General features: G+C 56.8%; 14 protein-coding genes. 12 read left to right on the top strand and 2 right to left on the bottom strand.

Annotated features, from left to right (window positions below):
* Position 1 precedes the first annotated feature (1 nt).
* Positions 2-2,380, bottom strand: a complete 2,379-nt coding sequence (locus ACLEIV_RS09805; RefSeq protein WP_410456467.1) for a penicillin-binding protein 1A — start codon at positions 2,378-2,380, stop codon at positions 2-4.
* A 201-nt stretch (positions 2,381-2,581) separates the two neighbouring features.
* Here ACLEIV_RS09805 and pilM point away from each other — a divergent pair, with 201 nt between their 5' ends.
* The 9 genes from pilM (at position 2,582) to ACLEIV_RS09760 (ending at position 11,429) form a co-directional block, all read left to right on the top strand.
* On the top strand, positions 2,582-3,604 hold the full coding sequence (pilM, locus tag ACLEIV_RS09800; protein ID WP_410456466.1) for a type IV pilus assembly protein PilM: 1,023 nt from the start codon (positions 2,582-2,584) through the stop codon (positions 3,602-3,604).
* Complete coding sequence (locus ACLEIV_RS09795; protein WP_410456465.1) at positions 3,592-4,152, top strand: PilN domain-containing protein; 561 nt, start codon at positions 3,592-3,594, stop codon at positions 4,150-4,152. Before pilM ends, ACLEIV_RS09795 begins: the two co-directional genes overlap by 13 nt.
* Entirely contained in the window at positions 4,149-4,733 is a 585-nt protein-coding gene (locus ACLEIV_RS09790; protein ID WP_410456464.1) for a type IV pilus inner membrane component PilO, read from the top strand. The genes ACLEIV_RS09795 and ACLEIV_RS09790 overlap by 4 nt, the downstream gene beginning before the upstream one ends.
* The gene (locus ACLEIV_RS09785; protein ID WP_410456463.1) at positions 4,730-5,245 is read left to right on the top strand and encodes a pilus assembly protein PilP; all 516 of its coding nucleotides are present in this window, start codon (positions 4,730-4,732) and stop codon (positions 5,243-5,245) included. The genes ACLEIV_RS09790 and ACLEIV_RS09785 overlap by 4 nt, the downstream gene beginning before the upstream one ends.
* A 23-nt stretch (positions 5,246-5,268) precedes the next feature.
* The gene (locus tag ACLEIV_RS09780; protein ID WP_410456462.1) at positions 5,269-7,299 is read left to right on the top strand and encodes a type IV pilus secretin PilQ; all 2,031 of its coding nucleotides are present in this window, start codon (positions 5,269-5,271) and stop codon (positions 7,297-7,299) included.
* A 258-nt stretch (positions 7,300-7,557) separates the two neighbouring features.
* Complete coding sequence (gene aroK / locus ACLEIV_RS09775) at positions 7,558-8,076, top strand: shikimate kinase AroK (RefSeq protein WP_104486184.1); 519 nt, start codon at positions 7,558-7,560, stop codon at positions 8,074-8,076.
* 14 nt (positions 8,077-8,090) lie between these two features.
* On the top strand, positions 8,091-9,173 hold the full coding sequence (gene aroB, locus ACLEIV_RS09770; protein ID WP_410456461.1) for a 3-dehydroquinate synthase: 1,083 nt from the start codon (positions 8,091-8,093) through the stop codon (positions 9,171-9,173).
* Positions 9,170-10,522: an SPOR domain-containing protein gene (locus tag ACLEIV_RS09765; protein WP_410456460.1), complete on the top strand. Its 1,353-nt coding sequence runs from the start codon at positions 9,170-9,172 to the stop codon at positions 10,520-10,522. The genes aroB and ACLEIV_RS09765 overlap by 4 nt, the downstream gene beginning before the upstream one ends.
* A gap of 61 nt (positions 10,523-10,583) precedes the next feature.
* Complete coding sequence (locus ACLEIV_RS09760) at positions 10,584-11,429, top strand: Dam family site-specific DNA-(adenine-N6)-methyltransferase (protein ID WP_410456459.1); 846 nt, start codon at positions 10,584-10,586, stop codon at positions 11,427-11,429.
* A 1-nt stretch (position 11,430) separates the two neighbouring features.
* On the opposite strand, the gene ACLEIV_RS09755 is transcribed toward ACLEIV_RS09760, so the two are convergent.
* Positions 11,431-11,607: a DUF2970 domain-containing protein gene (locus tag ACLEIV_RS09755; protein ID WP_410456458.1), complete on the bottom strand. Its 177-nt coding sequence runs from the start codon at positions 11,605-11,607 to the stop codon at positions 11,431-11,433.
* Between the two features lie 104 nt (positions 11,608-11,711).
* Here ACLEIV_RS09755 and rpe point away from each other — a divergent pair, with 104 nt between their 5' ends.
* The 3 genes from rpe to trpS are packed head-to-tail and all read left to right on the top strand — an operon-like array spanning position 11,712 to position 14,074.
* The gene (gene rpe / locus ACLEIV_RS09750) at positions 11,712-12,386 is read left to right on the top strand and encodes a ribulose-phosphate 3-epimerase (protein WP_410456457.1); all 675 of its coding nucleotides are present in this window, start codon (positions 11,712-11,714) and stop codon (positions 12,384-12,386) included.
* Entirely contained in the window at positions 12,379-13,074 is a 696-nt protein-coding gene (locus ACLEIV_RS09745) for a phosphoglycolate phosphatase (protein ID WP_410456456.1), read from the top strand. Before rpe ends, ACLEIV_RS09745 begins: the two co-directional genes overlap by 8 nt.
* Positions 13,067-14,074, top strand: a complete 1,008-nt coding sequence (gene trpS, locus ACLEIV_RS09740) for a tryptophan--tRNA ligase (protein WP_410456455.1) — start codon at positions 13,067-13,069, stop codon at positions 14,072-14,074. The genes ACLEIV_RS09745 and trpS overlap by 8 nt, the downstream gene beginning before the upstream one ends.
* Positions 14,075-14,155 lie beyond the last annotated feature (81 nt).

The raw sequence follows: 14,155 nt of genomic DNA, 5'->3' as shown, positions 1-14,155 counted from the left end.
CTTAAAACAGCTCGTCGGTAATGCTGGTGCCGCCAAACTGCGGCTGACTCTCCGGGCGACCGTAGCGTCTGGGCTGGGTGCCTTTTATAAAATACTCGCTCATGCCCTTGCCATGACTGAGCAAACCGCTGCCGGTGTCTATGGTCGTGGTGACCAAATTGTCGGGCACCGGACGTTGTTGCTCCGGATAGTCTTTCAGCACGGCTTTCATGTAGTCGATCCAGATTGGCATCGCTGTGCTACCACCGAATTCGCCACCGGCAACCTGGTTCGAGCCCAGGTTGGGGTTATAAGCCGTGCGGCCCAGCGGACGACCGAAATCGTCGAACCCGACCCAGGCGGTCGCTACTCTGTCGGGAGTAAAGCCGGAAAACCAGGCGTCGCGAGAGTCGTTGGTGGTGCCTGTCTTACCGGCGATGTCCCGTCGCTGCAAGGCCCGTCCGGCGCGCCAGCCGGTGCCGTTCCAGCGACGGCCGTTACTTTCTCCACCCAGGATGGCGGAGTTCAACGCCTGGCTTATCAGGAAGGCATTTTCTTCGCTGATCACCGGCACCCTGCTGGGTTCAGTTTCATATAATACGACCCCCTGCGCATCTTCGATGCGTTGAACCACGAAGGGAGTCACCCGGGCTCCTCCGTTGGCCAGGGCCGCGTAGCCGGTCACCATCTGCAACGGCGTGGCGGAAGGAGAGCCCAGCGCCAGGCTTTCCGTGGCGGGAATATTGGCGGTGTCGAAGCCGAAGTCGTTCAGTCGCTGCATGGCCACCGGAATACCGGTGTCACGCAGCAGACGAATGGAGACGACGTTCTTGGAGCGGGCCAGTGCTTCACGTATCCGGATAGGACCATCATAGACATTGGGTGAGTTGCGGGGCTTCCAGGCGTTGCCGCTACCGGCATCCCAGTGGTTGATGGGCGCATCATTGATCATGCTGGCCAGAGTGAAGCCGTTATCCAGTGCCGCCGAATAGATAAAGGGCTTGATATTGGAGCCCATCTGCCGCTCTGCTTGCTGGGCGCGGTTGAATTTGTTGAGGGAGAAGTTGAAGCCGCCGACCAGTGCCGTTACCGCTCCGCTTGACGGTTCCAGCGCCACCAGAGCACCGTTGACCTCCGGCAGTTGGCTCAGCATCCAGTGCTCGCCCTGAGGCCGAACCCAGATCTGATCGCCCGGGCTCAGGGCCTCCCTTGCCTGACGCAGGGCATTGCCCTGACGTTTGTCGGAGATATAACGGCGAGCCCATTTAATGCCATCCCATTCGAGTTGCACTTCGCCCCTGTTCTTTATTATCAGGGTGGCGCTGCGCTCGGCCACGGCAGTTACCACCGCAGCTTCCAGCGGCCAGTAGCTTGGTTGTTGCTCTAGATGCTGTTCAATCTGCTCCGGACTCCAGGGGCTGTTCTGCCACAGACTGGCTGCCGGGCCACGATAACCATGACGCAGATCATACGCCAGCAGACCATCGACCAGCGCGGTATTGGCGGCTTGCTGTTCGTCTGACTGAACTGTGGTGTAAACGCTCAGCCCACGGGTATAGGCCTCCTTGCCGAACATCGTCAAGGCAAACTGGTGCGCCATTTCTGCCAGGTAGGGAGCATCTAGGGTGATTTCGGCACCGTGGTAGCGGGCCGCCACCGGCTCTGCCATCGCTTCATCATATTGAACTCGGGTGATCTTGCCGGTGTCCAGCATACGACCGAGTACGATGGCTCGGCGTTCGGCGGCTCGACGCGGATTGCTGATGGGGTTAAATATGGAAGGCCCCTTGGGCAGACCGGCGATTGTCGCCACTTCTGCCAGGGTCAGGTCGCCGATTTCTTTGCCGTAATACACCTGGGCGGCGGCACCGACACCATGAGAACGGTGTCCGAGCGGTATTTTATTGAGATAAAGCTCGAGAATTTCATCTTTACTGAGCAGAGATTCGATATGCAGGGCAATGAAAATTTCCTTGATCTTGCGGATCACGGTTTTTTCCCGAGAGAGGAAGAAATTTCTCGCCACCTGCTGGGTAATGGTACTGGCGCCCTGGCGTTTTTCACCGGTGGTTAGCCAGACAAATGCAGCCCGGCTGATGCCAATGGGGTCTATGCCCGGATGTTCATAGAAGCGGTCGTCTTCGGTAGCTAGAAAAGCGTCGATCAGCAGCGGTGGCATCTGCGCCACGGTAATGGGATATCGGCGTTGTTCGCCGTATTGGGAGATGAGCTCGCCGTCCTGACTGAAGATACGCATCGGCGTTTCCAGGCGAATGTCCTTGAGCGCAGACACATCCGGCAGCTCGGGTTTTATCTGTTGATAGAGTACAAAGACGGCACCCACGCCGCTCAGAGCCAGAAAGAGACCGAATAAAAACAGGCGAATGAGCCATTTGAGCATGAGAATAACACCCGATAAATCATTTTTTAAGCAAATAGCGAGCAAGTATATCCTGTGTCGGCGGTGTTATTCGAGCGCTTTGTTTTTATACTGCGATAACCTTAGCGATTTACTTGAGTCTGTATATTATTATCAAGATCAATCATAGCAAGCACATGGATGACTATGTTGAACCTGAATAGGTGCAAGGATTTCCAGGGGATGATTGGAATTGATTTCGGAATGGGCAGTATCAAGGCCGTGGCACTGACCGGAAAACCGGGTCAGTATGAGCTAGAAGCCATGGCCTGCGTCCCTACGCCCAAAGGCAGCATTGTCGATCACCAGTTGCAGGATGTAGATCAGGTGGTACTGGCGCTCAAGCTGTTGCGGCGTCAGCTGAACAGTCGATGTGACAGCGTGGCAACCGCGGTAAGCGGCAGCAGTGTGACGACCAGGACGATACTGGTGCCGCGAAGTTTGTCGCATGATGAACTGGAAACCCAGATCTTACTGGAGGCGGAGCAGCATATTCCCTTTCCTCTCGATGAAATCAGCCTGGATTACGAGGTCCAGGGCGTCAATGTCAACCATTCGGATCGAAATAATGTCCTGTTGAGCGCCGCTCGTACCGAAAGTATTAACAGCCGCGTCAGCGCTCTGGAGCAGGCGGGCTGGAAGACCCGGGTAGTGGATATCGGCGTTCATGCACTGGCGCGGGGGGTTGGTGCCTGCCTGACGGCGGAAAAGACCGAAGCTTGCCTGCTGGCGGTGGTGGATATCGGTGCCGAATGTCTGACTTTCACGGTGATGGATGAGGGGGAGGTTATATACACTCGGTTGCAGAATTTCGGAGGTGCTCAACTGAGTCAGGAGTTGGCCAGTCTCAGCGATATGCCGGCGGACCGGGTGGAACAGGCCAAGGTAGACAATACTTTTCCCGCCGAAGTCAGAGAGGATATCGAGCAACTGCATATCAATACTTTGTTGCAGCATATTCGTCGTAATATCCAGCTGTTTTGCAGCAGCTCCGGTAATAAGCCCCCCCCGGCTCTGTTTCTCAGTGGCGGTGGTAGTCAGCTACCGAGCCTGGCGCAGATTCTGCAGCAGGAGCTGAGTCTGCCGGTGCTGCAGCCGGATTTTGGTCGACTGTTCAACGGTGTCTCTAAGCATACTTCCGATTCGGCGGCCTTTACCACGGCGCTGGGGCTGGCCTTGAGGAGTTTTACCTCATGTCCAATATAAACCTGTTACCTTGGCGCGAAAACGAGCGGGCAGCCAGGAAAAAACAATTCATGGTGATATTGGCGGTTGCCTCGCTGATTACGGTGGCGGTGATGTTGGCGGGGAACATGTGGATTCATCAGCAGATAACCCGACAGCAGCAGCGAAATCAGTTTTTGCAGAATGAAACGGTCAAGCTCGATGTGATTTTGGGAGAGATGCGTAACATCAAGGAACAACGGCACAAGTTGCTGGAACGAGTCGCGCTGATCGATAGCTTTCAGCAGCGGCGTAACCTGTCGGTGCGGTTGTTCAATCAGTTGCCCGAGCTGGTACCGCCCGGGGTTTATCTGAGTTCGCTTAATGTGGTCGGAAATCAAATCGATATCGTCGGTAAAACCGAAGCCTATCCACGGGTAGCCAACATGATCCGAGATGTGGAGAGCCGCGACTGGCTGTATGAACCTCGTATCAGCTCCATTTTTACCAGTGACACGGATCCTATCGCGTTGAGTCAGTTCTCCATGCGGCTCAATGTTCGTGAACAGATACCGGGATCGGTCCAATGAACTGGCAAGAGTTGAACGAACTGGACTTCGAGAATATAGGTCAGTGGCCGAAGCCGGCCAAGGCCGGAGTGGTTGTTCTGGTGTGTGCCTTGCTGGCCGGAGCCGTAAGTTATTTTCTGATTACAGACAGTCTCACCCGGCTGGACAGAAGTAAGGCGCAGGAGAAGCAGCTGAAAATCACCTTCGAGGAAAAAGCGCGATTGGCGGGCGGCTTACCTGGTTCCAAACTGCAATTGGCGAAGCTGCAGGCAGAGTTGAACGCCCAGTTGCGCAAGCTGCCCAATACGTTGGAAATAGCCGGTTTGCTCGACGACATCAGTTTTATGGCGACCAATAATGGGTTGCGTCTGGAGCGTATTAACTGGGAGGTGGAAAAGCAGCATGAATTTTACACCGAATTGCCCATGCGCATCATAGTCCGCGGCGATTATCATCAGCTCGGACGTTTTGTCGCCGACGTGGCGGCCTTGCCCCGCATCGTGATCATCGACAGCTTCAGCCTGTCTCGGGACGGAAATGATCAGTTGAGCATGTCTATGCTGGCCAAGACCTACAAATATAACGAGCAGGAGTCAAAATGAGAGTTTTGTGCCTGTTGACGGGGCTGCTGTTGTTGACGGCATGTATTGATGACAAGGATCTGAGCCATTATGTGGCGGAAGTGAAAGCTCGCCCCGTCGCATCACCCGAATCGCACCTCGTTACCAAGGAGTTTGTACCAGAACGCTATCATCCGGACGCGAAGCGTAGTCCCTTCGTATCCCCTCAGCCGGAAAATACCAGGAAGCAGGACGATTCGGCGGCAGCCTGTGAGTTGCCGGCCGGTGAACGAGCGGCAGAGGATCTTGAACGTTATTCGCTCGATAACCTGTCACTGCGCGGAACCCTAGGCGATCGGCGAGGCCTGACAGCACTCATTCACGCCCAGGACGGAGTGACACACCTCGTGGAGATCGGACAGCGGATGGGACTGAATTTCGGTGAAGTGGTGGGCATTACAGCCAACGAGTTAACCCTTAAAGAATATATTCCGGATGGCAGGGGCTGCTGGGAAACAAGGAAAACCCAGCTGGTGTTATCCGAAACAAAATAAAAACAATAGGCATGGAGTGCGCTATGACAAGGAAGATGGTGATAAAGCTGATGTGTTGCCTGGCACTCAGCATGGCTCCGCTTGGTCAGCTATTGGCCGCCGTTAGCCTGGAAAGCCTGCGGGTCAATCCTCTGGCGGGAGACCAGTTGATGCTGGAGCTGGAGTTTGACGCGTTTCCGTCGCAGGTAACCGATGTTGTTCGCCAAAACCCGGATCGGCTGGTACTGCAAATTCCCGATGGTTTCTCTGCATTGCAGGAAAATCTGATCCCCATCGAGCGACAGGGCGTCAGTTCCGTTGATGTGCGCCGGGTCGGCGCCAACCTGGAAGTGGCATTGATAATGGAGTCCATGCAGGCATATCGGTTACAACGCGAGGGCAATCGCCTGACGTTGCTGCTGGGAGACAGCGTCAGTGGGGTGGATGGCAAGGGTTCTGTATTGCCGCCGGGGGCGATCAATGCCGTCACCGACATCGACTTTCGTCGTGGACGCGATGGTCAGGGTCAAGTGCTGGTGCAGCTGGACAAATCCACTGCTGCGGTCGACATGCAGGTCAAGGGTAACCGGCTGACCGCCAAGTTCCACAATACCCATATCGACGATGCCCTGCTGCAGGTGCTGGATGTCAACGATTTTGGCACCCTGGTCAACCGTGTCAGCAGCCGTCGCGAGGGAGGCGATGTGCTGCTGATGGTCGACACCAGCGGATCTTTCGATTATCGCTACGATCAAGCTGCGCGCTTGTTTGTGCTGGAGCTGGCCAAACCGGTGGCAGCAAAGGCGACTTCACCAAATAACGCGAGAAAACAATACACCGGCAAGCCCATCTCGATGAATTTCCAGGATATCCCGGTGCGTACCGTGCTGCAGCTGATCGCGGACTTCAACAACTTCAACCTGGTCACCACCGATTCGGTACAGGGCAACCTCACCCTGCGCCTCGATGGCGTCCCCTGGGAGCAGGCACTGGACACCATACTGCAGGTACGGGGGCTCGATAAGCGGCTGGATGGCAATATCCTGCTGGTGGCGCCGGCGGCGGAGCTGGCTCGGCAAGAGCAGCAACTGCTGGAAAATCATCAGGCCAAGGAAGTGCTGGCACCCCTGGTCACCGAATTTTTGCAGGTGAATTATGCCAAGGCGGTGGATGTGGTGGCGCTGCTGACCAATGAAAGCACCGGTTTGCTGACAGAGCGGGGGGCCATCGCGGTGGATGACAGAACCAATACCCTGGTCATCAAGGATACCCGGCAAAGCATAGGTCACATCAAGCGCATGCTGTCTTTGCTCGATATTCCCATCAAGCAGGTGGTGATCGAGGCACGCATGGTGACCATAGACGACGGCTTCGAAGAGGCATTCGGGGTACGCTGGGGCTACAGCAACGACAGCAGCAGTGGCCGCAACCAGCAGTCGGTGAGCGGTACTCTGGAGGGCATTCGTGCCGGTGATGATGACAGCTCGCTGAACGTCAATCTGCCGGCGGCGGGGGCGGCGGGTAACATCGCCTTTCAGGTAGCCAGGCTCGGTGGCGGCCGCCTGCTCGATCTGGAGCTGTCGGCGCTGGAGCGGGAAAACAGGGCCGAGATTATTGCAAGCCCCAGGGTAACCACGTCCAATCAGAAGCCGGCGTTGATCGAACAGGGTACCCAGGTGCCGTTTTCTACAGCCAGCGACAGCGGCACCCAGGTTGAGTTTAAAGATGCGGTACTCAGTCTGAAGGTTACACCGCAAATCACCCCCGATAACCGGGTGGTACTGGATTTGACCATTAGTCAGGATTCTATTGGTGCTTCAATTCCCCAGGCGACCGGTGGGGAGGCGGTGGCGATCAATACCCAGTCCATTACCACTCAGGTGCTGGTGAACGACGGCGAAACCCTGGTGCTGGGGGGGATTTTTCAACAGAATGTCCTGCGTAGTATCACCAAGGTGCCCTTGCTGGGCGATATCCCCGTGGTGGGCCGGCTGTTTAAAACCACCAGTGACAGCAATAAGAAACGCGAGTTGATTATCTTCGTCACCCCCCGTATTGTGCACGACAGTATTTGAACTCCAGGACGCTTTGTCTCTGCCTAAAGGGACAAAGCCGTCATCAAACAGACCAAAAACGGGAAGATGGGCGCGAGCGCGACATGACAATATGCGGTCTCGTACCGGGCTTCTTTGGCCCCATGGCGGGTGTTACCCTTGCCAGCGACCGGCGCAGTTGCGATAATCCGGCGTCCAATTTCAGAAAGTTAAGGTTAGGTTCATCGTCGACCCTGCGGTGTTCGTGGGGCGCATTCGTTTGTGAGAATTTCGTGTAACATGGCTGAGAAACGCAATATCTTCCTTGTAGGGCCTATGGGTGCGGGCAAGAGCACCATTGGTAAATACCTGGCGCAGCAACTGCATATGGAGTTTTATGACTCCGATCATGAAATCGAGCATCGCACCGGTGCCGATATCAGCTGGGTGTTTGATGTCGAAGGCGAAGAAGGCTTCCGCCAACGCGAAGAAAAGGTGATCAACGACCTGAGTGAACTGCAGGGCATAGTGCTGGCCACCGGCGGTGGTTCCATCAAGAGCAAAGAGAGTCGTAACCGGCTGTCGGCCCGCGGCATCGTCGTATACCTGGAAACGCCGGTAGAGAAGCAACTGGCCCGGGTACAGAAAGACAAGCGTCGTCCGCTGCTGCAAACCGAAGAGCCGCCGCAAGAAGTGCTGGAGCGGTTGGCTGCCGAGCGTAACGCCTTGTATCTGGAAATTGCCGATTATGTGGTGCGCACCGACGAACAGGGCGCTAAGCTGGTCGCGAATCAGATAGCCGAACTGATCGGCCTGTAACGGACAGGAGCTCCATGGAAAGGTTAACCGTCAATCTGGGGGAGCGCAGCTACCCCATTATTATTGCCGAAGGGAGTCTGTCACAGGGCTCGCTATTACGGGATATGGTCAAGGGCAACAAGGTACTGGTCGTCACCAATGACGTGGTCGCGCCCCTGTACCTCGATACCCTGCTGGCGGCGCTGGCACCGCTGCAGGTCGAATCACTGGTGCTGCCCGACGGCGAACAGTTCAAGACCCTGGACACCTTCAATCAGGTGATGGGTTCCTTGCTGGCCGGCAATCACGGGCGGGATACCACCCTGGTTGCCCTCGGTGGCGGCGTGATTGGGGATCTGACCGGCTTTGCGGCCGCCTGTTATCAGCGTGGCGTCCCCTTTATTCAGGTGCCCACTACCCTGCTGGCGCAGGTTGACTCTTCCGTGGGCGGCAAAACAGCGGTCAACCATCCTCTCGGCAAAAATATGATAGGTGCCTTCTATCAACCCCAGCTGGTGTTGATCGATACCCTCTGCCTGCAAACGCTGCCGGAGCGGGAATTTGCTGCCGGCCTGGCCGAAGTGATCAAGTACGGTATCATCTGGGACGCCGACTTTTTCTGTTGGCTGGAGCTGAATCTCCAGCGGCTGCAACGGCTCGAGGCGGATGCGCTGGGCTATGCCATTCGTCGTTGCTGTGAAATCAAGGCGGAAATGGTGGCCAGCGACGAGCGGGAACACGGAGTACGTGCCCTGCTCAATCTGGGCCATACCTTCGGTCATGCCATCGAAGCGGAAATGGGCTACGGTAACTGGCTGCATGGTGAGGCGGTGGCCGCGGGAACCATGCAGGCCTGTCATACTGCTTGCCTGCGTGGTGAAATGAGTGCCGCCGAGGTATCACGGGTGGAAGCCCTGTTGATCAAGGCGCACCTGCCGGTGCAGGGGCCCGCCGAGATGACACTAGCGCATTATCTGCCGCATATGCTGCGTGACAAGAAAGTGCTGGCCGGCAAGTTACGGCTGGTGTTGCCGGTGGGCATTGGCCGTGCTCAGGTCGTAGACGATGTCACCGGGCAGTTGCTGGCGCAGGTGGTGGTGTCGGAAAGGAAGCCGTGACCGACGCGGTTAGCCTTCCTTTTTCCTCTCAGCAGCAGCTGTTGGCGCGGCTGCTGCATCTTTCCCGCCTCGATACCGATTTTATCCTGCTCACCGGCCCCGAAGGGGCTGGCAAGTCTCACCTGGCCGACAGGCTGACCGAAGAAACGACCTTGATGTTACCCACGCTGCTCGATGCAGAAGCGCTCGACAGTCATGCCCGTTTTCGTGATGCATTGCTTGGCAGCTGGTTTCCGGGAACCGTGTTCGACTCCGAAGATACACTGCCGGATTCCATGGCCAGACTGTTGCCGACCAGCCTGCACAAGCGACTGCTGGTGGTGGATAATGCCGAGTGGCTGACCGATATTCTTCTGCAGGAGCTGGTACAGCTGTATCTGGCGTTGCCTGCTGCGGTCAGGCCCTTCATGGTCCTGCTGGGCTCGGCTGACTGGGCCGGGCTGGTGCGTCGACGGCTCGATGATGTAATGAAACCCCGGGTGCTTGAAGTGGAAGTACCGCCGTTGACTGAGGCGGACAAGAAGGATTTATGGCAAGCTCTGGGATATCAGTCCCCCCCCGCCGCATCGCATGATATTCAGTATCCCGGCGATGTGATTGACACCATGGAGCCGCAGATGAAAACACAAGGTTATCGCCAGTTGATGGAACAGAAGTCCGTCAAAATCCTGCTCACTGCCCTGATCGTGGTGGTGCTGTTGATTATTATCGTCCGCTTGCTGGGGGGAGCAGAAGCACCGGCTCCCGAGCTGGCTCGCCCCTTCGAGCAGGAAAGCGAGTTGGCGTTGCCGCCGCCGGTACCGGCGGAGGCAGGGGCTTTCGATGCCGGGGCGTCGGCGTCATCGGGCGATAGCCTGGTACGAGAGTGGCCGGTCGAATCCCTGCCTGAAACGCCAGCCATCAATACCCGTGTTGCCGAGACCCCGGACGACAGCGACAAGGAGCGGGTGGTGATCGAAGACAAGGTGGTCAGCAAACTGATGCAGCGCAAGGCGGCCCCCGAGCCCTCGGCAAAAGCAGCTGCATCGGCAAAACCGGCCTCGGCTAAAAACGGGGAGCTGAGCCCGCTGTCGGCACTGATGCAAAAGCCGGGCGGACGCTATACCCTGCAGCTGATGGCCGGGCGGGACCGGGCCGGACTGGAAAAGCTGGCATTTCGTCATACCCTGACGCCCGCCTGGGTTTATCCACGCAGTATCAACGGGCAACCCTGGTTTGTGCTGGTATTTGGTGATTTCGACTCGCCTGTGCAGGCTCGCGGCGCCATCGGCATGCTGTCATCCGATTTGCAGTCGGCCAAACCCTGGCCCAAACCCTTCGCTCAGGTGCAAAAAGAAGTCAAACCATAGTCATGAAGGTGGCTTGCGGTTACAATGCGCGCCCCTTACCGGTTAGGCTTTGATGACGACAATGACTAAAACTCGGGCATTCCTGAAATGGGCCGGCGGTAAATACGGCCTGGTAGACAGCATTAATCGGCGTCTACCTGAAGGCCGAGTGCTGGTGGAACCCTTTGTAGGCGCAGGTTCGGTATTTCTTAATTCCGAGTTTGAAGCCTATGTGCTGGCTGACATCAATACGGATCTGATCCATCTTTATCAGCTGCTTAAAAAACGGCCGGATGCCTTTATCCGTGATGCCGCCGCCCTGTTTACCGCCGCCAACAATGATAAAACCACCTATTACGACTTTCGCGTCGATTTTAATCAGGAGCGGGATCGTTACCGGCGTGCGCTCTTGTTCCTGTATCTGAACAGGCATGGTTATAACGGCCTTTGCCGCTATAACAAAAAGGGCGGTTTCAATGTGCCATTCGGCGCCTATAAAAAGCCTTATTTTCCCGAGCGGGAGCTGTGGTTCTTTGCCGAAAAGGCCCAGAAAGCCACCTTCGTCTGCAAGAGTTACACCGAGGTATTTGCCCAGGCGAGTGCGGATCAGGTGTTTTACTGCGACCCGCCTTATGCGCCGCTGTCGTCCACCGCCAGCTTTACCACTTATGCCGCCAATGGTTTTACGCTGGATGATCAGGCTATTCTGGCTCGACTGGCACGGGAAACCGCGGCCCGTGGTGTGCCTGTGCTGATCAGCAACCATGATATTCCGCTGACCCGAGAGTTGTATCGAGATGCCGATCTGGATGTGGTGGCGGTCAAACGCACCATCAGCCGGCATGCGCACAATCGCAAGAAAGTGGATGAGCTGCTGGCGCTGTTTACCCACGAGAGTCTGACCGAGAATCAGCCAGAGCAACCCTGACTCACGTCAGCACCAGCCGTACCACCAACAGCAGGAACACCACCAGCCCGACAATAGCAAGCGCTCCCAGGCCCAGGTAGGGCCAGGGACTGCCGCTGAACTGCTGTTGCCGGTTTTTCTGTGATTGTACGCCAAACAGTGCGGCCGCTACTGCCTGTAGCCTGTGTTTCCAGCTCATGATGCCCTCGCTCGGCCTGGTTCAGCCAAGCATAGACGGCTAGCTAGAGAATCGCCGGGCACTGGGGTAGAATCGGACGGTTTTTTGCGCTCAAGGGATCCCTAATGAAAGACTATCTGATTGCACCGTCCATCCTGTCCGCCGACTTCGCCCGTTTGGGTGAAGAAGTGGATCGGGTACTGGACGCCGGTGCCGATGTGGTGCACTTCGATGTGATGGACAACCACTATGTGCCCAACCTGACCATAGGTCCCATGGTCTGCAAGGCGTTGCGGGATTATGGGGTGAAGGCGCCGATCGACGTGCATCTGATGGTCAAGCCGGTGGACAGCCTGGTGCCCGAGTTCGCCAAGGCCGGTGCCTCCATCATTACCTTCCATCCCGAAGCGTCCGATCACATCGACCGGACCCTGAGCCTGATCAAGGAACAGGGTTGTCAGGCGGGGCTGGTGCTGAACCCGGCCACTTCCCTGCGCTACCTGGATTATGTGATGGACAAGGTGGATGTGATCCTGCTGATGTCGGTCAATCCCGGCTTCGGCGGTCAGTCCTTCATTCCTGCTACCCTGAACAAGCTGCGGGAGGTGCGCCGTCGTATCGATGACAGCGGCCACGATATCCGCCTGGAAATCGACGGAGGTGTCAAGGTCGACAATATCCGCGAGATAGCCGAAGCCGGTGCCGACATGTTCGTGGCCGGCTCCGCCATCTTCAGCCAGCCCGATTACAAGACTGTCATCGACCAGATGCGCGGCGAACTGGCCAAAGCAGGTGGATAAGATTGAGCTGATCCAGTTTGATCTGGACGGCACCCTGATCGACAGCGTGCCTCAGCTGGCCCTGGCGGTAAACCTGATGCTGAACCAGCTGGGGCATAATCCGGCGGACGAGCTGGCGGTACGTCACTGGGTGGGCAACGGTGCCGACATGCTGGTACGGCGGGCCCTGATCGCGGCGCTCGGGTGCGAGCCGGATGCCATACAGCAGCAAGAGGCGCGAATGGCTTTCGACACCGCCTATGAAGGGGTAGCCGAGCACGAACTGGTGTTTTATCCCGGCGTGCTGGATACCCTGAAACAGCTGCACCGGGCAGGCAAGACACTGGCTATCGTCACCAATAAGCCTTACCGTTTTGTTCCGGCAATATTGGCGGCGGCGGGGTTGGACGATTACTTCTCACTGGTGCTGGGCGGTGACAGCCTGGCGCAGAAAAAACCCGATCCGGCCCCGCTGTTGCATGTGTGCCGTGAACTGAATATCGAGCCGGTGCGCTCCTTGATGATCGGTGATTCCGAAAACGATGTGCTGGCGGCCAAGGCGGCGGGTATGGCGGTGGTGGGGCTGACTTATGGCTACAACTACGGCCGGGATATTGCCGAAAGCCATCCCGATTGGGTGATGAGTGATATTCGCGGGCTGGTCGACCTATTGCTAAAAAATGAACACAGAAAGGATAATCATGGCTAAACCAATTGTTTTCAGCGGTGCCCAGCCTTCCGGGCAGCTGACCATAGGCAACTATATGGGTGCCCTGCGCCAGTGGGTGAAGATGCAGCAGGACTACGACTGTCTGTATTGCATAGTGGACATGCACGCGATTACCGTGCGCCAGGACCCGAAAGCACTGCGCGCCGCCTGTCTGGATGCCGCAGCCCTTTATCTGGCCATCGGCCTGGATCCGGATCAGAGTACCATCTTCCTCCAGTCCCATGTGCCCGAGCATGCGGAGCTGAGCTGGGTGTTGAACTGCTATACCCAGTTCGGCGAGCTGTCGCGCATGACCCAGTTCAAGGATAAATCCAGCCGTTATGCGGAGAACATCAACGCCGGTCTGTTTACCTATCCGGCACTGATGGCGGCGGACATTCTGTTGTATCAGACCAGCCAGGTGCCGGTAGGTAACGATCAGAAGCAGCATCTGGAGCTGACCCGGGACGTGGCCTATCGTTTCAATCAGCTCTATGGCGAAGTGTTCACGGTGCCCGAACCTTTTATTCCTGCAGATGGTGCCCGCATCATGAGCCTGCAGGAGCCGGCCAAAAAGATGTCCAAGTCCGACGACAACGTCAATAACTTCATCGGATTGCTGGAAGACCCCAAGGTCATTGCCAAGAAGCTCAAGCGGGCGGTGACCGATTCGCAGGATCCGCCCACTGTGCGTTTCGATGTGGAAAACAAGGCCGGTGTATCCAACCTGCTGACGTTGATGGCCGGTGCCAGCGGTCGCTCCATTCCCGAACTGGAGCAGCACTTCGAAGGCAAGATGTACGGTCACCTCAAGACAGAGACTGCCGAGGCGGTACTGGCCATGCTGGAACCGATTCAGCGTCGTTTCCATGAGCTGAGAGAAGACGAGGCAGAGCTGTGCAGAGTCCTGACGCTGGGTGCCGGCAAGGCCCGGTTGAAGGCTGTACAGACCCTGGAAAAGGTATATGATGTGATTGGCTTTGTGCCCAAAAGCCGTTAATACTTAAGGGAGCCGTCAAGGCTCCTTTTTCGACTGTTTCACCGGTTCGGTAATGTCACCGATTCGATAATTTCACTGGAT

Origin of the sequence: Oceanisphaera submarina (genome assembly GCF_046521305.1) — a bacterium.
Lineage (GTDB): Bacteria > Pseudomonadota > Gammaproteobacteria > Enterobacterales > Aeromonadaceae > Oceanimonas > Oceanimonas submarina.
Note: the sequence above shows the minus strand (reverse complement) of the source record. Positions and strands in the feature narration are given on the sequence as shown.